This is a genomic window from Streptomyces guryensis, assembly GCF_021261325.1.
GTDB lineage: Bacteria > Actinomycetota > Actinomycetes > Streptomycetales > Streptomycetaceae > Streptomyces > Streptomyces guryensis.
Genome location: NZ_JAJSBI010000003.1, coordinates 133,935 through 156,529, shown reverse-complemented (window position 1 = coordinate 156,529; position 22,595 = coordinate 133,935). Strand labels below are relative to the sequence as shown.

General features: G+C 70.3%; 20 protein-coding genes. 5 read left to right on the top strand and 15 right to left on the bottom strand.

Annotated features, from left to right (window positions below):
- Positions 1–48 precede the first annotated feature (48 nt).
- On the bottom strand, positions 49–1,206 hold the full coding sequence (locus tag LJ657_RS07605; RefSeq protein WP_232647618.1) for an adenosine deaminase: 1,158 nt from the start codon (positions 1,204–1,206) through the stop codon (positions 49–51).
- 113 nt (positions 1,207–1,319) lie between these two features.
- On the opposite strand from LJ657_RS07605, the gene LJ657_RS07600 reads away from it, so the two are divergent.
- Positions 1,320–2,081 (top strand): prolyl oligopeptidase family serine peptidase, encoded by a 762-nt coding sequence (locus LJ657_RS07600; protein ID WP_232647617.1) that lies wholly within the window; start codon positions 1,320–1,322, stop codon positions 2,079–2,081.
- An 86-nt stretch (positions 2,082–2,167) separates the two neighbouring features.
- Here the strand turns inward: LJ657_RS07600 and LJ657_RS07595 are convergent, their stop codons facing one another.
- Entirely contained in the window at positions 2,168–3,139 is a 972-nt protein-coding gene (locus LJ657_RS07595; RefSeq protein WP_232647615.1) for a LysR family transcriptional regulator, read from the bottom strand.
- 63 nt (positions 3,140–3,202) lie between these two features.
- On the opposite strand from LJ657_RS07595, the gene LJ657_RS07590 reads away from it, so the two are divergent.
- Both LJ657_RS07590 and LJ657_RS07585 read left to right on the top strand, forming a co-directional pair.
- Positions 3,203–4,507, top strand: a complete 1,305-nt coding sequence (locus LJ657_RS07590) for an MFS transporter (RefSeq protein WP_232647613.1) — start codon at positions 3,203–3,205, stop codon at positions 4,505–4,507.
- Positions 4,508–4,681: 174 nt separating this feature from the next.
- The gene (locus LJ657_RS07585) at positions 4,682–5,686 is read left to right on the top strand and encodes a sigma-70 family RNA polymerase sigma factor (protein ID WP_232647612.1); all 1,005 of its coding nucleotides are present in this window, start codon (positions 4,682–4,684) and stop codon (positions 5,684–5,686) included.
- On the opposite strand, the gene LJ657_RS07580 is transcribed toward LJ657_RS07585, so the two are convergent.
- Positions 5,570–5,956, bottom strand: coding sequence for an STAS domain-containing protein (locus LJ657_RS07580; RefSeq protein ID WP_232647610.1), 387 nt, complete (start codon positions 5,954–5,956; stop codon positions 5,570–5,572). The two genes, LJ657_RS07585 and LJ657_RS07580, sit on opposite strands and share 117 nt — an antisense overlap.
- A 144-nt stretch (positions 5,957–6,100) precedes the next feature.
- Here LJ657_RS07580 and LJ657_RS07575 point away from each other — a divergent pair, with 144 nt between their 5' ends.
- On the top strand, positions 6,101–7,021 hold the full coding sequence (locus tag LJ657_RS07575) for an AEC family transporter (RefSeq protein WP_232647608.1): 921 nt from the start codon (positions 6,101–6,103) through the stop codon (positions 7,019–7,021).
- Between the two features lie 7 nt (positions 7,022–7,028).
- Here LJ657_RS07575 and LJ657_RS07570 read toward each other — a convergent pair whose 3' ends face one another.
- From LJ657_RS07570 to LJ657_RS07535, 8 genes are all read right to left on the bottom strand, one after another.
- A complete protein-coding gene (locus tag LJ657_RS07570; protein WP_232647606.1) occupies positions 7,029–7,622 on the bottom strand; it encodes a Uma2 family endonuclease in 594 nt (197 codons plus the stop codon).
- 94 nt (positions 7,623–7,716) lie between these two features.
- Positions 7,717–9,000 (bottom strand): thymidine phosphorylase, encoded by a 1,284-nt coding sequence (locus LJ657_RS07565; protein ID WP_232647604.1) that lies wholly within the window; start codon positions 8,998–9,000, stop codon positions 7,717–7,719.
- An 80-nt stretch (positions 9,001–9,080) separates the two neighbouring features.
- Positions 9,081–9,482, bottom strand: coding sequence for a cytidine deaminase (locus LJ657_RS07560; protein ID WP_232647602.1), 402 nt, complete (start codon positions 9,480–9,482; stop codon positions 9,081–9,083).
- Positions 9,479–10,765, bottom strand: coding sequence for an ABC transporter permease (locus LJ657_RS07555; RefSeq protein WP_232647600.1), 1,287 nt, complete (start codon positions 10,763–10,765; stop codon positions 9,479–9,481). The genes LJ657_RS07560 and LJ657_RS07555 overlap by 4 nt, the downstream gene beginning before the upstream one ends.
- Positions 10,765–11,889 (bottom strand): ABC transporter permease, encoded by a 1,125-nt coding sequence (locus LJ657_RS07550; RefSeq protein ID WP_232647598.1) that lies wholly within the window; start codon positions 11,887–11,889, stop codon positions 10,765–10,767. The genes LJ657_RS07555 and LJ657_RS07550 overlap by 1 nt, the downstream gene beginning before the upstream one ends.
- Complete coding sequence (locus LJ657_RS07545; protein ID WP_372487824.1) at positions 11,886–13,400, bottom strand: ABC transporter ATP-binding protein; 1,515 nt, start codon at positions 13,398–13,400, stop codon at positions 11,886–11,888. The genes LJ657_RS07550 and LJ657_RS07545 overlap by 4 nt, the downstream gene beginning before the upstream one ends.
- 231 nt (positions 13,401–13,631) lie before the next feature.
- On the bottom strand, positions 13,632–14,690 hold the full coding sequence (locus LJ657_RS07540; protein WP_232647596.1) for a BMP family lipoprotein: 1,059 nt from the start codon (positions 14,688–14,690) through the stop codon (positions 13,632–13,634).
- Between the two features lie 288 nt (positions 14,691–14,978).
- Positions 14,979–16,199 (bottom strand): M20 family metallopeptidase, encoded by a 1,221-nt coding sequence (locus tag LJ657_RS07535; RefSeq protein WP_232647595.1) that lies wholly within the window; start codon positions 16,197–16,199, stop codon positions 14,979–14,981.
- A gap of 247 nt (positions 16,200–16,446) precedes the next feature.
- Between LJ657_RS07535 and LJ657_RS07530 the strand changes: the two genes are divergently transcribed.
- Positions 16,447–17,115: a class I SAM-dependent DNA methyltransferase gene (locus tag LJ657_RS07530; RefSeq protein ID WP_232647594.1), complete on the top strand. Its 669-nt coding sequence runs from the start codon at positions 16,447–16,449 to the stop codon at positions 17,113–17,115.
- Positions 17,116–17,240: 125 nt separating this feature from the next.
- Here LJ657_RS07530 and LJ657_RS07525 read toward each other — a convergent pair whose 3' ends face one another.
- The 4 genes from LJ657_RS07525 to LJ657_RS07510 form a co-directional block, all read right to left on the bottom strand.
- Complete coding sequence (locus LJ657_RS07525) at positions 17,241–18,323, bottom strand: hypothetical protein (protein ID WP_232647593.1); 1,083 nt, start codon at positions 18,321–18,323, stop codon at positions 17,241–17,243.
- A gap of 51 nt (positions 18,324–18,374) precedes the next feature.
- Positions 18,375–19,313, bottom strand: a complete 939-nt coding sequence (locus LJ657_RS07520; RefSeq protein WP_232647592.1) for an N-acetylneuraminate synthase family protein — start codon at positions 19,311–19,313, stop codon at positions 18,375–18,377.
- 14 nt (positions 19,314–19,327) lie between these two features.
- Complete coding sequence (locus LJ657_RS07515) at positions 19,328–20,593, bottom strand: acylneuraminate cytidylyltransferase (RefSeq protein ID WP_232647591.1); 1,266 nt, start codon at positions 20,591–20,593, stop codon at positions 19,328–19,330.
- 581 nt (positions 20,594–21,174) lie between these two features.
- Positions 21,175–22,515, bottom strand: coding sequence for a DUF6716 putative glycosyltransferase (locus tag LJ657_RS07510; protein WP_232647590.1), 1,341 nt, complete (start codon positions 22,513–22,515; stop codon positions 21,175–21,177).
- Positions 22,516–22,595 lie beyond the last annotated feature (80 nt).

Below are 22,595 nucleotides of genomic sequence, written 5' to 3'. Positions count from 1 at the left end.
ACGGGTTGTGAATACCCGTCCGCATTCCATACACCCCGATATCCCGGGTTACCCCTCCGAGTCCACGGAACCGCTGGTGGAAGCGGTCTGCTGGAACAGCCATTCGGACTTCAGCTCGGCATATCCGGGCTTGATCACGTCATTGATCATCGCCAGTCGTTCATCGAAAGGAATGAACGCTGATTTCATCGCATTGACGGAGAACCACTGCATGTCGTCGAGCGAATAACCGAAGGCGTCGACAAGGTGCTCGAATTCCTTGCTCATACTTGTGCCGGACATGAGTCGATTGTCCGTATTCACGGTTGCACGGAAGTGCAGTCGGCGCAGCAGACCGATCGGGTGTTCGGCGTACGACTCCGCCGCGCCGGTCTGGAGGTTGGAGCTGGGGCACAGTTCGAGCGGGATGCGCTTGTCCCGTACGTACGAGGCGAGCCGCCCGAGCTTCACCGAGCCGTCGGCGTGCACCTGGATGTCGTCGATGATGCGCACGCCGTGCCCGAGCCGGTCGGCGCCGCACCACTGCAGGGCCTGCCAGATGGACGGCAGCCCGAAGGCCTCACCGGCGTGGATCGTGAAGTGGTTGTTCTCGCGCTTCAGATACTCGAAGGCGTCGAGGTGCCGGGTGGGCGGGTAACCGGCCTCGGCACCCGCGATGTCGAAGCCCACCACCCCCAGGTCCCGGTACCTGTTGGCGAGTTCGGCGATCTCCAGGGCGCGGGCCGCGTGCCGCATGGCGGTGAGGAGGGCGCCGACGCGGATCCGGTGACCGCTCTCCCGCGCGAGCCGCTCCCCTTCCCGGAAGCCCTCGTTGACGGCCTCGACGACCTCTTCGAGGCTGAGCCCGCCCTCCAGGTGCTGCTCGGGCGCGTACCGCACCTCGGCGTAGACGACGCCGTCCTCGGCGAGATCCTCGGCGCACTCGCGCGCGACCCGCACCAGCGCGTCCCGCGTCTGCATCACGCCGACGGTGTGGGAGAAGGTCTCCAGATACCGCTCCAGCGAACCGGAGTCGGCGGCCTCCCGGAACCAGACACCGAGCTTGCCGGGGTCGGTATCGGGGAGGCGGTCATAGCCCGCGTCACGGGCCAGTTCGACGATCGTCCCGGGGCGGAGGCCGCCGTCGAGGTGGTCGTGCAGCAGAACCTTCGGCGCCCGGCGGATCTGCTCCGGCGTCGGGGTGTTCGAGATGGTCTGGCTCGTCATTTCCGCACTCTACCTCCTACGCGCGTAGATCGCCCGCTTTACAACGCCGTCGATACGTAACGGTGACCGCAAGGACGGGGCACGTACACCAACCCTTCTGACACTGTTCTGTCATGGCACACCAAGCGACGCCGGTTCGACGGGCCCGGCTGGGGAGGGCGCTCGGCCCGGAGCCGACGGCGGTCAGCGGAGTGGTCCTGCTGCTCCCCGGCGGCGACGAGGAGTCGGCCCGCAGACCGTCCCCCATGCTGGCGACCGCCTCCGTACGCGCACTGGGCCGCCGACTGGCCCGTGCGGGACGGGAGGAGGGGCTGGCCACGCATGTAGTCCACTACCGCTACCGCGGCTGGAACGGCAGCGAGGCACATCTGGCGCGGGACGCCTCCTGGGCCGCGGACGAAGCCGTACGACGGTACGGCGACGTCCCCGTCTGCCTCGCCGGCCTCGACATGGGCGGCCGGGCCGCCCTGCGCGCGGGCGGGCACGAGGCCGTCAACTCCGTACTGGCGATGGCTCCCTGGCTGCCCGAGGAGGACGTCGCCGCTTCGCCTGAACCGGTGAAGCAGCTGGCTGGGCGGCGCGTGCTGATAGTTCATGGCACGAATGACGAGCGGACCGATCCCGAACTGTCGTTTCGGCTGGCGGCGCGGGCGAAGAAGGCGAACCGGGACGTGTGCCGGTTCGAAGTGCACTCCGACGGCCATGGGTTGCATCAGTACCGGAGTGAAGTGCACGCGCTGGCCGAGGACTTCGTGATGGGGGCGCTGTTCGGGCGGTCGTTCTCGCGGCCGGTGGAGGATGCGTTGGCGGCTCCGCCTCCTTTGGGGTTGCGGATGCCGTTGGCTGCGGGGTTCGGCAAGTCTCTGCGCCGGTGACAGCTCGGGGTTCGGGTCGTGTGCGGGGTGCGGGTGGGTCGTGGCTCGTCGCGCAGTTCCTCGCACCCCTTGAGGAGCCCTGCTGCTCAGGCCGGCAGCAGGTTGCCCCTTCTTGAGATCAGGAACTTCTTGAAGGCTGCCACCGGAGGGGTGTCCGGGTGGCCGTCGAGCCATGCCACGCCGATTTCGCGGGCCGCTCTCGGGGCTGTGACCGCAAGTTCCACAACACCGGGGCGAGGGAAGGCGGGCGGGGGCAGAAGAGCTACCCCCAGGCCCGCCGCCACCAGGCCCCTCAGGGTCTCCGCCTCCTCACCCTCGAAGGCGATACGGGGCTTGAAGCCGGCCTCCTTGCAGAGGTCGTCCGTGATGCGGCGCATGCCGTAGCCCGGTTCGAGGGTGACGAAGGTTTCGTCGGCTGCTTCTGCCAGGCGGATGCGGCGGCGGGACGCCAGGGGGTGGTCCGCGGGGACGACCAGGCGGAGTTTCTGTTCGTCGAGGCGGCGGGCCACCAGGTCGGGGGCGTCGGGGACCGGGGAGGTCAGGCAGAGGTCGAGTTCGCCCGAGCGCAGCTTCTCCAGCATCGCCTCGCCGTAGTTCTGGACGAGGCTGAAGCGGACGCGAGGGTGGTCGGCCCGGAAGGCGTGGATGAGGCCGGGGACCGTCTCGGCGCCCATGGTGTGCAGGAAACCGAAGGCGACCTTGCCGGTGGCCGGGTCGGCGTCCGCGCGGACCTCCTCGGCGGCACGCTCGATCTCGGCGAGGGCGCGTTCGACGGAGCCGAGGAAGGAGCGGCCGGCCGGAGTGAGCGAGACGGTGCGGCCGCGGCGGGCGAACAGGTCGACGCCCAGGTCCTGTTCGAGCCGGACCATGGCCCGGGACAGGGTGGACTGCGGGACCTGCATCTCCTGGGCCGCGCGCGTGACGTGCTCGGTACGGGCGACGCCGGCGAAGTGGGCGAGGCGCGGGGCGAGCAGCGAGACGATGTCGTTGGCGGCCTTGGCGTCTTTTGTGTCACTGGACGGTGACACGCGAGCTTGTGACCTCTGCTGATGCACCATGGGAACGATTATGGCGATTCCATGCATTGGACGGATGAGCGGGGCCGTACGTAGTTTCGTGGCATGTCTCCCGCCAGTACCGGGGCGCCCACCGTCGTGGGCGCCGCATCCGTTGTCCCCGTCGTCCCTGCCGTCGATTCCCGTATGACGCCGGGCGGCCCCGGCTACCGCCGGATGAGCTTCGCCCTCTTCCTCGCGGGGGTCGCGACCTTCGCGCTGCTGTACTCCACGCAGGCCCTGCTGCCGCTGATCTCCGGCGAGTTCGGGGTGGCGGCGAGCGAGGCGAGCTGGACGGTGGCGGCGGCGACCGGTGGTCTGGCGCTGTTCGTCCTTCCGATGAGCGCGCTGTCGGAGCGGTTCGGGCGCCGTACGGTGATGACGGGATCGCTGGCGGTCGCGGTGACGGTGGGGCTGCTGGTCCCGTTCGCGCCCTCGCTGACCGCGCTGGTGGTGCTGCGGGCGGTGCAGGGGGCCGCGCTGGCCGGGCTTCCGGCGTCGGCGACCGCGTATCTCGCCGAAGAGGTCCGGCCGAAGGCGCTGGTCACGGCGATCGGGCTGTTCGTCGCCGGGAACAGTGTCGGCGGGATGAGCGGCCGCGTCATCACCGGGTGGGTCGCGCAGGAGTGGGGCTGGCGGGTCGCGGTCGGTGTGATCGGGGCGATCGCGGTGGTGTGCGCGGTGGCGTTCCGGCTGCTGCTGCCCGCGCCGCAACACTTCAGGACCGGCTCGCTGCGGCCGCGGGTGCTGGCCCGTACGGTCCGCGGCCATCTGTCGAACCCGCTGCTGTGCCGGCTGTACGCGATCGGTGCGCTGTTCATGACGGTGTTCGGCGGTGTGTACACGGTGGTCGGTTACCGCCTGACGGAGGCGCCGTTCTCGCTTCCGCAGGGCATCGTCGGGTCGGTCTTCCTGGTGTACCTGGTGGGTACGGTGTCCGCCTCGACCGCGGGCCGGCTGGTCGGGCGGCTGGGCCGCCGTGGGGCTTTGTACCTGGCGGGCGGTACGACGGCGTCGGGCCTGGTCCTGTCCCTCGCGGGGTCTCTCGTGCCGGTGCTGCTGGGGCTGGTGCTGATCACCGCGGGGTTCTTCGCCGGGCACGCGGTCGCGTCGTCGGCGGTGAGCAAGACGGCGATGACGGGGCGTGCGCAGGCTTCCGCCCTGTACCAGTCGGCGTACTACATCGGCTCCAGCGCGGGCAGCACGATCGGGGCCATGGCCTTCCACGCCGGCGGCTGGACCGGAACGGTCGGGGTGGGACTGCTGGCGGTGCTGGGGGTCGTGACGATCACGGTGTTCGGGACGCGGGCGGCACGGGTGGCCGCGCGACGCGAACGCCGGCCGGCATCTTTCAGCCCGTCCGGCGTCTGAGGACGCGGCCGTTCGGGCCGAAGCGGGGTCCAGGGGGCGCAGCCCCCTGGCGACGGCACCCCCACCCACCTGCGCATTCCCCCGCCCGGCACGCCATTGTCAGTGCCCTGCGCTAGCTTCGGACGTGCTGGGCGCAAAGGCGCGACACAGAACGGCCACAGGGGTGGGTGGACGATGACGACAGACCTCGACGTCAGGCTCGAGAAACACCGCGTCGAGCTGACCGGTTACTGCTACCGCATGCTCGGCTCCTCCTTCGAGGCCGAGGACGCGGTACAGGACACGATGGTCCGCGCGTGGCGCAGTTACGAGAAGTTCGAGGGCCGCTCCAGCCTCCGCTCCTGGCTGTACCGCATCGCGACGAACGTCTGCCTGGACATGCTGACCGCCGGCAACAAGCGCGCCCGCCCGATGGACCTGAGCGAGTCGACGCCCCTCGCCCGGGCTGCCCTCTCCCCCCGTCCGGACAACACCTGGCTGGAGCCGATGCCGGACGCCCGCGTGCTGCCGACCGTCGAGGATCCGGCGGAGGCCGCCGTCGCGAAGGAGTCGGTGCGGCTCGCCTTCATGGCGGCTCTGCAGCAGCTGCCCGCCAAGCAGCGCGCGGTACTGATCCTTCGCGAGGTCCTCGCGTGGAAGGCCAGTGAGGTCGCCGAACTGCTGGATACCTCGGTGGCGTCGGTCAACAGCGCCCTGCAGCGGGCCCGGGCGACCCTCGCCGAGCGCGAGCAGGGCGACAAGGCGGCGGGCGCGGCCGTCTCCGACCCCCTCGACGAGGAGCAGCGCAAGCTCCTGGACCGCTATGTGGCGGCCTTCGAGGGGTACGACATGACCGCGCTGACGGCGTTGCTGCACGAGGACGCGGTGATGACGATGCCGCCGTTCGACCTGTGGCTGACCGGCCACGACGACATCACGGGCTTCATGACGACCCTGGGCTCCGCCTGCGAGGGCTCCCGGCTGCTGCCGGTCCAGGTCAACGGCCTGCCGGGGTTCGCCCAGTACAAGCCGGACCCGGAGAAGGGCGGCTTCACCCCCTGGGCGGTGCAGGTGCTGGAGATATCAGAGGGCGGGCTCTCCGGGTTCCACTTCTTCCTCGACACGGAGCGCTGGTTCCCGCTGTTCGGTCTGCCCCTCCACCTCGAAGCGGAGCCCGACCAGGTCGAGGAGGGCGTGTAGGGAGGGAGCCGGCTCGCGCAGCCGTATCCGGCCCCCGGCCCTCCGGGCGGCCAGCTCCAGCCGCGCCAGCAGATCCACGGCACCCAGACCCGGCGGCCCGATCGCGGCGACGTCGACCACCACGACCCCGGCAGCAGTGGTCTCCAGCAGCGCCCGCACGTCGTCGCACAGCCCGGTCACCTCGTCACGGGTGACGGGGCCGGACAGCACGAGTACGGCGGGGGTCATCGCATCCACGAGCGGTAGACCGGGCGGGCGGGCGGAACTCATCGCGGCGCACACGCCTGCCGGGCGGGTTCGCCGACCGGGATCACATTGACCTGCCGCCCTCCTCCCCCGGAGGGTTGGGTGTATGCCCCAAGCATCAGCACCGCCCCGGATACCCGACGGCCTCCTCCCCGCCGAGGGGGCACCGTGCAGGGAGTGCTGACGGGCTTCGCGGTCATCGCGGTGGTCATCGGTGTCGGCTATGTGATCGGACGGCAGGGCCACCTCGGGGAGCACGGGCGCGAGGTGCTGACCAAGCTGGCCTTCCATGTGGCGTCCCCGGCGCTCCTGTTCACCACGCTCGCGCGGGCCGACCTGTCGGTGATCTTCTCCAGCCGGCTGCTCGTGACGGCCATGAGCACGGCAGCCGCGGCCGGTGTCTTCGTCGCGGTCGGTGCCGTACGGGGCTGGGGCGTGGGCCGCACCACGATCGGCGCCCTGTGCTCCAGCTACGTCAACTCGGGCAACCTCGGCATCCCGATCGCCGTGTATGTACTGGGTGACGCCTCGCTGGTGGCGCCGGTGCTGCTGTTCCAGATCATCGCGGTCACCCCGATCGCCCTGACGATCCTGGACCTCTCCGGCAAGGGCGAGAAGGGGCCGCTGTGGCTACGGCTGCTCACTCCGCTGCGTAACCCGATCGCGGTCGGTTCCCTGGCCGGTGTCGCGGTGGCCGCGACCGGCGTTCATGTCCCGGGCCCGGTCATGGACCCGCTGACCCTGATCGGCAACATGTCCGTCCCGGCAGTCCTGTTGGCCTTCGGCATCTCCCTGTGCGGCAGCACCATGCCGGGGCGGGGCGCCGACAGGTTCCCCGTGTTCCTGTCGGTCGCGCTGAAGGCGGTGGGGCAGCCGGTGGCTGCCTGGGGCCTGGCGGTGGGGGTGTTCGGGCTGCGCGGCCACCAACTCCTCGACGTGGTGGTGACGTCGGCGCTTCCGGCGGCGCAGAACCTGTACACGTACGCGAGCCGCTATCGGGTGGCCGAGGGGTTGGCGCGGGACTCGATCCTTTTGTCGACGGTGTTGTCGGTGCCGGTGCTGGTGGCGGTAGCGGCGATGTTGGGATGATCAGGTGTCAGCTGAGCGGGAAGATGCCGGTGTCGAGGGCCAGCTTGAACGGTGCGGGCAGCGTCAGCTCCTCGCCGTACTCCACCGACGCGAGGACTCGGTATGTGCCGCTTTGCGGTTCCCCGTAGAGCGTCGCCGTCGGACGCCCCGACTGCCAGGCGTCCAGGAGGAGATAGAGCGGCACGCCCGCCACGGCGTAGCCATGGGCCTTCTTGATGCGATCGTGGTTCGCATTGCTCCGCGATGTGACCTCGACGACCAGTTCCGCCTCGCCGGCGTGCACGCGCGTTCCGCGACGCAAGGCAGCTCTCGGTACCACGCACAGGTCGGGAACGAACAGGCTGCCCGTCTCTGGGCACGTCAGCCCGAGCGTCTGATAGATACCCCACTCGCAGCCAGCAGGTCGTGCCCCGTACAGGAGCTCGTGAAGCAGCTCAGCGGTGTCGTTGTGCTCTTCGGACGGCGGAGGCGACACGGTGACGATCCCTTCGATGATCTCCACCTTGCTGCTCTCGGGAGCGTCCGTCTCCTCCCAGACACGGACGATCTCGTCCCAGTCCGCGTCCCTGGGGGGCCCGGACTCGGCGGCGAGTGCGCTCATGGCGGTCTCCATTCGGTCGTCACCGATCCCAGCATGCCGAACGGGACCGGCGGCGGTCCACCGATCCCGTTGACCCAAACGAGGAAACTGCAGGTCAGGCGATACGTTCCAGCACCACAGGCGAAGCCGAGAACTCCGTCCCCGCCGCCCCGATGTCGTAAGACCCCTCCACCGCCTGGAGCGCGTACTCGAAGCGCTCGGGGGTGTCGGTGTGCAGGGTCAGGAGGGCCTGGCCCTCCGTCACCGTGTCACCCGGCTTGGCGTGCATCTCGACGCCCGCGCCCGCCTGCACCGGGTCCTCCTTGCGGGCGCGGCCCGCGCCCAGGCGCCAGGCGGCGACGCCGATGCCGTACGCGTCGAGGCGGGTCAGGACGCCCGAGGACGGGGCCTTGATGACGTGCTGCTCGCGAGAGGTGGGCAACGGCGCGTCGGGGTCGCCGCCCTGGGCCGCGATCATGCGGCGCCAGACGTCCATCGCGGAGCCGTCGGCCAGGGCCTTCGCCGGGTCGGCGTCCTTCACTCCGGCCGCGTCGAGCATCTCGCGGGCGAGCGCGATGGTCAGTTCCACCACGTCCGCCGGGCCGCCGCCCGCCAGGACTTCCACCGACTCGCGGACCTCCAGGGCGTTGCCTGCGGTGAGGCCCAGCGGGGTCGACATGTCCGTCAGCAGCGCGACCGTCTTCACACCGTGGTCCGTGCCCAGGCCCACCATCGTGGAGGCGAGTTCCCGCGCGTCCTCGATCGTCTTCATGAAGGCGCCCGTGCCCACCTTCACGTCCAGGACCAGGGAGCCGGTGCCCTCGGCGATCTTCTTGGACATGATCGAGGACGCGATCAGCGGGATCGCCTCGACCGTCCCGGTCACGTCACGCAGGGCGTACAGCTTCTTGTCCGCCGGGGCCAGGCCGTCGCCCGCCGCGCAGATCACCGCGCCGGTCGTGTCGAGGACGTTCAGCATCTCCTCGTTCGACAGCAGCGCGCGCCAGCCGGGAATCGACTCCAGCTTGTCCAGGGTGCCACCGGTGTGGCCGAGGCCGCGGCCCGAGAGCTGGGGGACGGCCGCGCCGCAGGCCGCGACCAGGGGCGCCAGCGGGAGCGTGATCTTGTCGCCGACGCCGCCCGTCGAGTGCTTGTCGGCCGTCGGGCGGGACAGGGAGGAGAAGTCCATGCGCTCGCCGGAGGCGATCATCGCGGCGGTCCAGCGGGCGATCTCGCGGCGGTTCATGCCGTTGAGGAGGATGGCCATGTTCAGCGCGGCCATCTGGTAGTCGGCGACCTCCCCGCGGGTGTACGCGTCGATGACCCAGTCGATCTGCTCGTCGCTGAGCTCACCGCGGTCCCGCTTGGTGCGGATGACGGAGATGGCGTCCATGGCCATGGGGTGCGTTCCTTCCGAGGTTCATGGAAGTGTGCGGCCCCTCCGTTCGAAGGGTTCGAGCCGGAGGGGCCGTACGGGAGTTACTTGGTGAGATGGCCCGGCCCGAAGGCCTGGGGCAGCATCTCCGAGAGGGGGAGGATTCCCGCCGGGGTCTCCAGGAGGAGTTCCGGGCCCCCGAACTCGTACAGCAGCTGGCGGCAGCGGCCGCACGGGACGAGGATCTCGCCCCGGCCGTCGACGCAGGTGAAGTGCGTGAGCCGGCCCCCGCCGGTGCGCTGCAGCTCCGAGACCAGCCCGCACTCGGCGCACAGGCCGAGGCCGTAGGAGGCGTTCTCGACGTTGCAGCCGGAGACCGTACGGCCGTCGTCGACCAGGGCGGCGACCCCGACGGGGAAGCCCGAGTAGGGGGCGTACGCGTGGGACATGGCCTCGCGGGCCAGGTCCCGCAGCGCCTCCCAGTCGACGGCGGCCGGCGGGGTCACTTGCCCTGGCCCTTCCGGTAGCGCATGCCGTCCGCCTTCGGCATCCGCAGGCGCTGCGCGGACAGCGACAGCACCAGCAGCGTGACGACGTACGGGGTGGCGCCCACGAAGTCGCTCGGGACCTCGTCGGTGACCAGGTACCAGACCAGGACGCCCGCGCCCACCATGAGGCTGATGCCGCCCTGCCAGTGCGCCTTCTTGTACAGCTTCCAGCCCGCCATCGCCATGAGCAGCACCACCAGCAGGAGCAGCAGCGCGTGGACGGTCTGGCCGCCGTTGCGCAGCTGGAGGGCGTCGGAGTAGCCGAACAGGCCGGCGCCCATCGCGAGGCCGCCCGGTCGCCAGTTGCCGAAGATCATGGCCGCGAGACCGATGTAGCCGCGCCCGCCGGTCTGGCCCTCCAGGTAGGTGTGGGAGGTGACCAGCGCGAGGAAGGCGCCTCCCAGGCCGGCGAGGCCGCCGGAGACGGCCACGGCCGCGTACTTGTACCTGTAGACGTTGACGCCGAGGGACTCCGCGGCGATCGGGTTCTCACCGCAGGAACGCAGCCGCAGACCGAACGGGGTGCGCCACAGCAGCCACCAGCTGCCGACGAACAGCAGGATGGCGAAGACCGTCACCACCGACAGGTCGGTGACCAGGCCGCCGAGGATGCCCGCGATGTCGGAGATCAGGAACCAGTGGTGGTTCTCGATGGAGTGCAGCCCGCTGGAGAGGCCCGGGATGTCGAAGTTGGGCAGCGTGTCGACCGGCGGGGACTGCTTCGGGTTGCCGCCCGCGTCGGCCGCCTTGCCGTTCGTGAAGAACAGCTTGGCGAGATACTGGGTGGTACCGAGTGCGAGGAGGTTCACGGCGACACCGGAGACGATGTGGTCGACGCCGAAGGTGATGGTCGCGACGGCGTGCACCAGGCCGCCGAGGACACCGAAGCCGATGCCGCACAGCAGGCCGAGCCACGGGTTGGACTGCCAGCCGATCCAGCCGGCGCCGAAGGTGCCGAGGATCATCATGCCCTCGAGGCCGATGTTGACCACACCGGACCGCTCGGACCACAGGCCGGCCAGACCGGCGAGGCCGATCGGCACCGCGAGGCCGAGGGCGGCGGAGACCTGGCCCTCGGAGGTGAGCTGATCGGAGCCGGTGATGACGCGGACCGCGGCGACGAGCAGCAGCGCACCGGCGACGATCATGAGGATCTGGCCGAACGAGCGGCCTGAGCGGCCACGTTCGGTGTCCGCCTTGGGAGCCGCGGGGGGCGGCGTGTCGGTCATCGTGGCAGTCATCACGCCACCTCCTGCTTCTGGGTCGTGGCGGCCTGGGCGGCGAGCTCGGCGCCGACCCGCTGCTGCTGGCGCCTGAGGCCGTAGCGGCCTACGAGCTCGTAGGCGATGACGACGCACAGGACGATCACGCCCTGGATGACGCCGAGGATCTCCTTGTCGTACCCCTCGAACTCGAGGTGGTTGGTGGTGCGCTCCAGGAAGCCCCACAGGAGCGCGCCGAGCGCGATGCCGACCGGGTTGTTGCGGCCGAGCAGGGCGATGGCGATACCGGTGAAGCCGATGCCCGTCGGAAAGTCGTTGCTGAACTGGTGGCTGTCGTTGAGCAGGGTGGGCATGCCGATCAGACCGGCCACCGCACCCGAGATGACCATGCTGGTGGCGATCATCTTCTTGACGGAGACACCGCTCGCCATGGCCGCGCTCTCGGACTGGCCGACGGTACGCAGGTCGAAGCCGAAGCGGGTGCGGCCGAGCACGAACCAGTAGGCGACGCCGACGACCACGGCGATGACGATGAAGCCCCACAGCTCGCCCGCCGCACCGGTGTTGATCTGGAAGAAGTACGAGGACGACGGCAGCGGCTTGGTGGAGATCACCGTGCCGCCGCTCTGGAGCTCGGCGAGCTTCCCCGGCTGCAGCAGGTAGGCGATGATCGCGGTGGCGATCGAGTTCAGCATGATCGTCGAGATGACCTCGCTGACACCCCGGGTCACCTTGAGGACGCCCGCGATGGCCGCCCACAGGGCACCGGTCGCCATGGCGCACAGGATGATCAGCGGGATGGAGATCCAGCCGGGCGTGGTCAGCGCGCCGCCGAGGACCGCGGCGAAGAACGCGGCGATCCGGTACTGGCCGTCGACGCCGATGTTGAACAGGTTCATCCGGAAGCCGATGGCCACCGAGACACCCGCCAGGTAGTACGTCGTCGCCTTGTTGAGGATGTAGACCTGGCTGTCGCTGGCGGAGCCGTAGGTCACCATGTCGCTGAAGGCGGAGCCCGGGTTCTTGCCGGTGGCGAGGATGACCAGGGCGGTGACGACGAGCGCGGCGACGATCGCCAGCAGCGGTGCCGCGATGCCGAGGAGCAGCCGCTCCTTGTCGATGCGTTGGGTCAGCTTGTTCATCGGGCGTCGTCCTCGTGGTCCTCGGCGGAGTCCTCGGTGTGCTCCAGGTGGCCGGCGGCCGCACCCGTCATGGCGGAGCCCAGCTCCTCGGGGGTGATCGTGGCGGGGTCGGCGTCGGCGACCAGTCGGCCGCGGTACATCACCCGCAGGGTGTCGGACAGGCCGATGAGCTCGTCCAGGTCGGCGGAGATCAGCAGTACGGCCAGGCCCTCGCGGCGGGCCTCGCGGATGTGGTCCCAGATCGCGGCCTGTGCGCCGACGTCCACACCGCGGGTGGGGTGGGCGGCGATCAGCAGCTTGGGCGCGTGGCTCATCTCGCGGCCGACGATCAGCTTCTGCTGGTTGCCGCCGGAGAGGGAGGCGGCGGTGACGTCGATGCCGGGGGTACGGACGTCGTACGCCTGGATGATGCGCTCGGTGTCGGTGCGGGCGGCCTTGATGTCGAGGAGCTGGCCGCGCGAGTTGGGCTTCTCGGTGACATGGCCGAGGATGCGGTTCTCCCACAGCGGTGCTTCCAGGAGCAGGCCGTGGCGGTGGCGGTCCTCGGGGATATAGCCGACGCCGGCCTCGCGGCGGTTGCGGGTGGGGGCGTGCGAGATGTCGGTGCCGTCGAGGGTGATGACGCCGGCGTCCGGGTCTCGGATGCCCATGATCGCCTCGACCAGTTCGGACTGGCCGTTGCCCTCCACGCCGGCGATGCCCAGGACCTCGCCCTTGTGGATGGTGAAGGAGATCGCGTCGAGGATGACGCGCTCGACGCCGTCGAGGTCGGTCTGGCTCAGGTGCAGGCCGTCGATCTTGAGCAGCGGCACGTCCGTGACCGTCGACTCCTGGGTCTCCGGGGTGGGCAGTTCGCTGCCGACCATCAGCTCGGCGAGCTGCTTGGGGGTGGTGCCGGCCGGTTCGACCGTGCCGACGGTGGTGCCGCGCCGGATGACGGTGATCTCGTCGGCCACCGACAGGACTTCGCCCAGCTTGTGGGAGATGAAGATGACCGTGAGGCCTTCGGCCTTCAGCTCGCGCAGGTTGTCGAAGAGTGCGTCGACCTCCTGCGGCACGAGGACGGCGGTGGGCTCGTCGAGGATGAGCGTCTTGGCGCCGCGGTAGAGGACCTTGAGGATCTCCACGCGCTGGCGGTCGGCGACGCCGAGCTCCTCCAGGAGGACGTCGGGCCGGACGTTCAGGCCGTATGCGTCGGAGATCTCCTTGATCTTCGTACGGGCCTTGGCGCCGATGCCGTACAGCTTCTCGGCGCCCAGGACGACGTTCTCCAGGACGGTGAGGTTGTCGGCGAGCATGAAGTGCTGGTGCACCATGCCGATGCCGCGGGCGATGGCGTCGGCGGGGTTGTGGAAGGTGACCGTCTCGCCGTTCACCGTGATGGTCCCCTCGTCCGGCTGCTGCATGCCGTAGAGGATCTTCATCAGGGTGGACTTGCCGGCGCCGTTCTCACCGCACAGGGCATGGACGGTGCCTGTACGGACGGTGATGTCGATGTCCTTGTTGGCCACGACACCGGGGAATCGCTTGGTGATGCCGCGCAGTTCGACGGCAGCGGGAGGGCTGGACGCGTTGATGGCGCACTCTCCTCGGGGACAAAGGGGCTGAGGGGGAGGGCAGGCGTCGGCGACGCTAGCGCGGCAACTCCATGCTACACGCGTAGAGTTGACACATTGTTATGGCTCGGCGAGGGGCTGTGGGACACGCCCTCGCCGAGCCGGGGTTCGGCGGGAACCGTCAGGTCACGGGGCGGTCTTGACCTTGACGGTGCCGTCGACGATCTTCTTCTTCGCGGCGTCCAGCTGGGCCTTGATGTCGTCGATGAAGCCACCGCTGGTGGCCAGGCCGACACCGTTCTTGGCGAGCGAGTAGACCTGGTTGCCGGTCAGCGGCTTGCCGTCGTGCACGGACTTGATGAAGTCGTAGACACCGACGTCCACGTTCTTGACCATCGAGGTCAGGATCGAGCTCTTGTAGGCGGCCAGACCCGGGATGTTGTACTGATCCGAGTCCACGCCGATCGCCCAGGCGCCCTTGGCACCGTGGACGGCCTCGATGGAGCCGTTGCCGGAGGAGCCAGCCGCGGAGTAGATCACGTCGGCGCCGTTGTCGAGCATGCCCTGCGCGGCCGCCTTGCCCTTGTCGGGGCTGGAGAAGCCGGAGGTGTCCGAGCCGTGGGTCAGGTACTGGACGTCCACCTTGACCTTGGCGTTGGTGTCGTGGACACCCTGGACGTAACCCGCCTCGAACTTCTTGATCAGCGGGACGTCCACACCACCGATGAAGCCGACGTGGTCCTTCTTGGTCTTCAGCGCCGCCGCGACACCGGCCAGGTAGGAGCCCTGCTCCTCGGTGAAGGTGATGCTGTCGACGTTCGGGGAGGTCGCGACCGAGTCGATCAGACCGAAGTTGACCTTCGGGAACTGCTTGGCGACCTTGTCGACCGAGGCGGCGTAGGAGAAGCCGACGGCGACGATCGGGTTGTAGCCCGCGCTCGCCAGGTCGGTCAGGCGCTGCTCGCGGTCGGCCTCGGTGTCGGAGGGCTTGGCGGTCAGCTCCTTGATGGAACCGTTGAACTCCTTCACAGCCTTGTCGGCACCGCGCGCGGCGGAGTCGTTGAAGGAACGGTCACCACGGCCGCCGACGTCGTAGGCGAGACCGATCTTGATGCCCTTGCCGCCGCCGGAGGAAGCGGAGGACGAGCTGTCGTTCTGGGACGAGGTGCTGCCACAGGCTGTGGCAGTCAGTGCAAGAGCTGCGGTGGCGATACACGCAGCGGAAAGCTTGGCTACCCGGCGCACGGGAGGCTCCTTCACCTGACCTGAGCGCCTTGTCGGCGCTTCATGTGAGCACCATGCCAGTGCTCGGGCCCGGACGCCCCTGCGGCGTCGGCTTCGCGGCATCGTAACGCGCGTAGATGTCAGAAAAACACCCCTCTCGAAGCCGTTATCGATTCGAGGCAAACACCGTCTGAACTCATGCTCCGCCGCCGTCACACACACGGATTTCGATGCGCGCACGATTGGCTTACGAGCAGGTTGCGCCGGTCGGCGGAACGGCCCCCGAGGGGGCCGTTCGACGCGCTGGGATCAGTTCTCCGCGTCCAGCAGGGCCGCTGCCGTGAACAGCTCGACACCGACCGTGATCGCCGACTCGTCGGCGTCGAAGTCGCCCTGGTGCAGGTCGCGCACCGTGCGCTCGCCCGGGGGGCGGACGCCGAGACGGGCCATGGCGCCGGGGACATGCTCCAGGTACCAGGAGAAGTCCTCGCCGCCGAGGCTCTGCTCGGTGTCCTCGACGGACTGGGCGCCGCGGCGGGCGGACATGGCGTCGCGCAGCAGGTCGGTCACGTCCGGGTCGTTGACCACGGGCGGGACTCCGCGCACGTAGTTGATCTCCGACTTGGCGCCGTGCAGGTTGGCGACCTCGTCGATGGCGGCGACCACCAGGTCCGGCGCCTGCCGCCAGGCCTCGATGTCGAGGCAGCGCACGGTGCCGGAGAGCTCGGCGTGCTGCGGGATGACGTTCGGGGCGTGGCCCGACTCGATGCGGCCCCAGGTGATGGCGAGCCCGCTGCGGGTGTCCACACGCCGGCCGACCAGGGCGGGCACGTCGACGGCGACGCGGGCGGCGGCGGTGACCAGGTCGGTGGTCAGATGCGGGCGGGCGGTGTGCCCGCCGGGTCCGTCGAGCGCCACCTCGAGGCGGTCGCAGGCGGAGGTGATGGCGCCGTGCGTGAGGCCGATGCGACCGGCGTCCACCCGGGGGTCGCAGTGCACGGCGATCATCCGTCCCACCCCGTCGAGCACCCCGCACTCGATGGCGTCGGCGGCGCCGCCCGGCAGTACTTCCTCGGCCGGCTGGAAGACCAGCCGTACGGGCCGCGGGAGCTTCCCCTGCTTGTGCAGTCCGGCCAGGACCAGACCGGCGCCCAGCACCACGGTCGTGTGCACGTCGTGACCGCACGCGTGCGCGCGGTCCGGCACGGTCGAGCGGTACGCGCACTCACTCTTCGTGTCCGGGATGGGCAGGCCGTCGATGTCGGCGCGCAGGCCCAGCATGGGCCGCCCGCCGTCCCACTCCCCGATGTCACAGACGAGCCCGGTACCGGTGGCGAGCACACGCGGCCGGAGGCCTGCCGCCTCGAGCCGCGCCTTGATCGCCGCGGTCGTACGGAACTCCTGGTTGCCGAGCTCGGGGTGCATGTGCAGGTCGCGCCGGAAGGCCACGAGTTCGGCACGCAGCGTTTCGGGCAGCGTGCCGGGGAGCACGGCTTCCCCGGGGTGATCGGCCTCGGACTCTGGGGACATCAGTTGCTTCACCCTCTAAAGCGTAGGACGCCGGGGTGGCCAACTGCCCCTCGATCAACAAAAGTTCAACCCGTCAGGGGAAGAAAATCTGGCCGCACGACGCATGGGCAAGGGTTGAGGTGGGTATACCTTGCTTTTCTCTACGCATACCACGCCTCGCCCCTCCCCGGTGGTTCCGTTCCGCCTGTCGGGACCGCACTGCCGGAGATACGGGCCCGGATCCCGGCCGCCAGTAGGGTGCGGGCCCGTGAGCTCCGCGATACCGGGCAGCCCGGATTTCCTGCATGCCACCCGAGCCTCGTACGACGCGATCGCCCGCCCGTACAGCGAGCAGTTCGCCGACCATCTGAGCGGCAGACCGCTGGACCTGGCCCTGGTCACCGCCTTCGCCGAGCTCGTCCGGGCGGCCGGTACGGCTCCTGTCGCCGATGTCGGAAGCGGGCCCGGTCATGTCACGGCGCGGCTCGACGCGCTCGGTGTGCCGGCCTTCGGGGTCGACGTGTCGCCCGGCATGGTGGCGCTGGCCCGGCAGGCGTATCCCGGGCTGCGCTTCCATGTGGGCTCGATGACCTCGCTGGACCTGCCGGACGAGACGCTGGGCGGTGTGCTCGCCCTCTACTCGGTCATCCACGTCCCGGACGACCACCTGCCGGCGGTCTTCGACGAGTTCCGCCGCGTGCTGCTGCCCGGCGGCCATGTGCTGCTGTGCTTCCAGAGCGGCGCTGAGGACGGGCGTATGCACCTGGACGAGCGCTTCGGTCGCGAGATCTCGCTGGACTACTACTGGCGTACGCCGGATGCCGTGGCTGAGCGGCTGGTCAAGGCGGGTCTGCGGGTGCAAGCCCGCGTCCTGCGGGAGCCGGATGGCGAGGAGACACGGGCGCGGGCGTTCTTGCTGGCGCGGAAGGACAGCTGAGGGGTCGCTCCGCGGGTTGTGCAGTTTTGTCTGCGGCATCGTTGTGGCTGGTCGCGCAAGTCCCCGCGCCCCTTCAAGGGCGCGCCCACGCGGCGGAGCCGCATATCGACACAGCCCGCACCCCTTCAGGCCGCGGTGACCGCCGACAGTCGTGTCACGTCCCGCGCCGTCCCCGTGACCCCCGACAGGAAGCCCTGTGCCCGTGGTGAGGCGTTCTGGGTGAGCCAGGCCGGGTCGATGTCGCAGACGGCGACGCGGACCTCGGTGCCTGTCAGGGCCAGCGGGAGGGTGTGGACGACCGTCGAGGGGAAGCTCAGGATCGTGCGGCCGATCGGGCCGCGGCGGGCGATCAGCTCCAGGGGGAGGTCGGGGCGGACGATCTCCAGGCCCGTCTCGGCGGCCAGCCGGTGGAGTTTGTCCGTGCGCTCGCGACGGTGGGCGAAGTAGCGGGTGGCGCCGTGGGCCTTCGCCAGGGTGCGGACGGCCTCCAGGTAGCGCTCGCCGTCCACCACACCGGTCTCCACCAGTGAGGTGCCCACCATGTCGGCGCCCTTGGTGATACGGGGCGGACCGAAGCGGGCCCGGGTCCAGGCGAAGTCGTTCGCCGTGACCGTCACCCCCTCCGGCTTCTCGTCCATCGGCATGGAGGAGAAGATCTCCACGTGCCGCTTCGCGCTGGGGGTGAGCCGGCGGCGGGCCGAGGAGGAGACGGGCGCGAAGATCAGGTCCCGCGCGCCGATGCGGCCGCCCTTGCGGTGCCAGCGGACGAGGCGTTCGCCGCGGGCCAGCTGGGCGACGAACTCCATGGTCGCCGTGCCGTCGTCGACGACGACCAGCTCACGCGCCTTGGTGATGGTCAGCAGGAGCTGTACGTAACGGGAGAACGGGTCGCCCATCACGACCCGGCGGGCCCGCCGCAGCAGCGGGGTCAGGCCGCCGATGGTGTGGAAGGGGGCGCCCGGCCCTCCGCGCGCCTCCTCCCAGCGGACCGCGTACCCCTCGTCCCGGGCCAGCTCGGCCATCCGGCGCAGCTGGCCCCGGGTCATGGGGTCGTTCGGGGACAGGACGACGAGGGTGAGTCCCGGGCCGGGTGCCTCCTGGGCCCCGAGGGCATGGAGGTGCGCCCACTCCAGCACGTTCAGCAGCTGTACCGGGCTCTCGACGAACGCGAGAGTGTGGGGGCCGGCTGACCCGGCGCGGCGGCTCATCCTTCGTACGACCGTCCCGTCGTAGGGCGTTACAGGGTGTTCGGATCAGAGTCAGACCGAGACCGGCTCGCCGGCGGCCGCGGCGATCTCCGCCTCGGCGACGACGCCCGTGACGCGGCGCAGCTTCTTCATGGGGCCGAGCTCGGAGTCGTAGACCTTCTTGACGCCGTCGCCGAGGGAGGCCTCGATGGTGCGGATGTCGCGGACGAGGCGGGTCAGGCCCTGCGGCTCGACGGAGGCGGCCTGGTCGGAGCCCCACATCGCGCGGTCCAGGGTGATGTGGCGCTCGACGAAGGTGGCGCCGAGGGCGACCGCGGCGAGGGTCGTCTGCAGGCCGGTCTCGTGGCCGGAGTAGCCGATCGGAACGTTCGGGAACTCGGCCTGCAGGGTGTTGATGACGCGGAGGTTGAGCTCCTCGGCCTTCGCCGGGTACGTCGAGGTGGCGTGGCAGAGCAGGATGTTCTCCGAGCCGAGGACCTCGACGGCGTGGCGGATCTGCTTCGGGGTCGACATGCCGGTGGAGAGGATGACCGTGCGGCCGGTGGAGCGCAGGGAGCGCAGCAGCTCGTCGTCGGTCAGGGAGGCGGAGGCGACCTTGTGGGCGGGAACGTCGAACTTCTCCAGGAAGGCGACGGCCTCGGTGTCCCACGGGGAGGCGAACCAGGCGATGCCCTTCTCCTTGGAGTACTCGTCGATCTGGCGGTACTCGTCCTCGCCGAACTCCACGCGGTGGCGGTAGTCGATGTACGTCATCCGGCCCCAGGGAGTGTCGCGCTCGATGTCCCACTGGTCGCGCGGGGTGCAGATCTCGGGGGTGCGCTTCTGGAACTTGACCGCGTCGCAGCCGGCCTCGGCGGCGGCGTCGATCAGCTTGAAGGCGTTCTCGAGCTCGCCGTTGTGGTTGATGCCGATCTCGCCGACGACGTAGACGGGCTGACCCGGGCCGGCGGTCTTCGAACCGAACGTGCGCAGACGGGAGTTGGTGCTCATGGCAGGAACTGTCCTTACTTGTTTAGGGAGTCGAGAGAGGGGCCGAGGATCCAGCTGGCGATCTCTCGGATCGCGCCGTCGCCACCGGGGACGGTGGTGACCGCACGTGCGGCGCCGCGTACCACGTCGTGGGCGCTCGCGACCGCCACGGGCCAGCCCACGAGGGCGAAGCACGGGAGGTCGTTGACGTCGTTGCCGACGTAGAGCACGCGCTCGGGCGCGATGCCCTGCTCCTCGCACCACTGCTTCAGTGCGAGGTCCTTGCGGTCGATGCCGTGCAGGACCGGGATCTGCAGCTTCCGGGCCCGGGCGGCGACGACCGGGTTCTGCTCCGTGGAGAGGATCAGCATCTTGAGCGTGCTCTTGCGGAGCGCCGCGATGCCGAGGCCGTCTCCGCGGTGCACGGAGACGAACTCCTTTCCATCGGCGTCGATCAGCACCCTGTCGTCGGTCTGGGTGCCGTCGAAGTCCAGTACGACCGCGTCGATGTCGTCGGCGGTCGGGAGGGCGCCGGGCCGGTCGGCGTCGAACAGAGGTGCCAGGGCCCGGGCCCGCGCGAGGTCGTGCGGGTCGTCGATCTCCAGAACCCGTGCCGGCTCGGTGCGGACGAGTTCCGTACGGCCGAAGAAGCGGTGCTGGTGCTTGCGGAAGCCGGGGGCGTCCATCGCGTAGGCCGCGCCGGTCTCCAGGAGGTCCTGGGGGCGGTCCTGACGGCGGGGGCGGTACGACTTGTCGTGGTTGACGCCGTAGCCGCCGCCGGTGGCCGCATCGGCCTCCGCGACGGTGCCCGCGACGACCTCGTCCTCGGCGTCCCGCCAGATGAAGCCGTGGAAGGGGGCCACGGTGACGGCCGTGTCCGCGCCGTTCTCGACGACCGCGGCCGCCACTCCGTCGATGTCCTCGCGGATGATGAACGGGCTGGTGCACTGCACGAACACCACCACGTCGACGGCGGCGCCGTGCAGGGCCTCGTGGGCGTCCATGGCGTGCAGGACGGCCGCCTCGGAGGTCGCCGTGTCCCCGGCGATGGCGGCGGGCCGCAGCACGACCTCGGCGCCGGCCTGCCGGGCCGCCGCGGCGATGGCCTGGTCGTCGGTGGACACCACGACGTCGGTCACCAGACGGGTCGCCCGGCACTCGCGCACCGCCCGCGCCACCAGCGGTACTCCGCCGACGGGGGCGAGGTTCTTCGCGGGCACACCCTTGGAGCCGCCGCGCGCGGGAATCACCGCGAGCACCCGGCGCACGGAAGCGCCTTGGCCCGCTTGCGGGTTGGACATGGGGTCTACTCCTTGGGCTCCTTGCGGAGGAATCGGGGCGAACGCGGCTCGCGCTCCGGTCGGTTCTGGGGCGACCGCGGCAGGCAGGCCGGTCGGGACCGGGCCGTCCGTGGTCCGCGGAGCGGCGGAACGTGCGGCGCCCGCGGCCGGCACACGGGACGAGACCGCAGCGGGCACGGCCGGCACTCCTGTCGCGTTCCGGGCGACCGCGCTCCGGGCACCGCCTGTCGCTGAAGCGCCCACAGCCGGGGCCCCTGAGACGCCCGCGGCCCGAGCGGCTGCCGCCGGAGCAACGACGCCTCCGCTTCCTGCGCCTGCCGCGCCCGAGGCACCCACAGGCCGAGCGGCCGCACCGGCCGAAACCCGAGCGCCCGTCGGTTCGGGGGCGTCCGTCGGTTCGGGAGCGCCGGTCGGTCCGGCAGCACCCGTCAGTCCGGCGACACCCGCCAGTCCGGCAGCACCGGCCGGTTCGAAGGCAGTGTCCGGATGCAGTGCGCCTGTCTTCGCGGTGGACACCGCTCGCGCGACGGCCGCTTCTGCGGCGTCCGCGGGCGGGGTGGGCACGTTCGTCCGCTCGGTGCTCACAGCTCCCCCATCCGCCGGATCACCGGAGCCACCCGCTGGACCCCGTGCCGGTAGGCGCCGCGCGCCGCCCGGCGGACGATCTGCCGGACCGGGCCCGGCTCCCTGTCGGCGGCGGGGGCGCCGGGCAGCGGACTGCCGTCGGGGCCGAGGTGGTGGCGGGCGAGGATGCCGGGCAGGTAGCCGGGAGCCGTCGCCGGTGTGTAGTACGGGGTGAGGGGCGACGGGCCGCGGTCGAGCAGCTTGGCGATGCGTTCGCGGGCCGCGTCGAAGGCGGTGGCGTAGGAACCGTCCGCGGCGACGCCCTGCCGGGACACCCACTCCTCGTCGGCCGTCGGCCGGTGCCCGGCGTCCAGCTCGTCCCAGGAGGCAAGGCATCCGGAGCCCACGAAGTGGTGGTTGCCGAGCACCTCGCGCACACCCAGGTCGGTCAGGACGACCGTCGGGATGCGGCGGTGCAGGGACTCCAGTGCGGCCGTCGAGCTGATGGTGACCAGCAGGTCGGTGCGGTCGAGGACCTCGCCCATGTTCCCGTACACCAGGCGGAAGTTGGCCGGCGGATCGAGCCGCTGGACCAGCTTCTGGTAGGGCTGCTCCTCGATGTGCGTGGTGTGCTCGCCCGGCTTGGAGCGCAGCTTCAGCAGCACTTCGCGCCCGGGGTGCAGCCGGGCGTGCTGGATCAGCCGGTTCAGCAGGTAGGTGCGGTCCTTGCGGGAGTCCGGGACGGACGGCTGTACGGCGAACACGACGGTGTACGGGTCGTGTTCACCTTCGTACGAGGAACCGCCGAGGAACGGGAGTGCCACCTCGGTCACCGACGAGGCGTCGGCGCCCACCCCCTCGTACACCGCCCGGAAACGCTCCGCGTCCTGGCGGGAGTTGGCGAGGACGAGGTCCGCGCCGTGCCGCAGCAGGAGGCCGTCGGCGAGCTTCTCGTAGACGACCCCGACGTAGCCGGTGACGACGACGGGGCGTCGCTCGCGGCCCTGCCACACATGCGCCAGGCCGTGCAGCATGGCCTGTACGCCGCCGCCGACGAGGGCGAGCACGACGAGGTCGTACTCCTCCTCCCCCATGGCGCGCAGGAACTCGACGGCCGTGACCTCCCTGAGGGAGTCGGCGCGCACACCGACCTCCGCCAGCTGGCGGGCGGTCGGGGTCGCCCGCCCGCGCAGCAGGAATCCGCTCAGCTCGAGACCGACTTGCGCGTCCTCGCGGGGAGCGGTTTCCATGGACGGGCCCGGGGCGATACGAGCCGCGGTCAACGCACCCCATTTCCAGCGGGTGTCGGAGTCCGCGAGCACGGCGATTCGCGTGGGCTTCGAGGTACTTGGTGGCACGACGAAGACGGTAAGAAGCAATTCCGAGGCGCGGCCCAACCACACCTCAACAAAAAGTTAACAACACCCCGCCGAGAGCC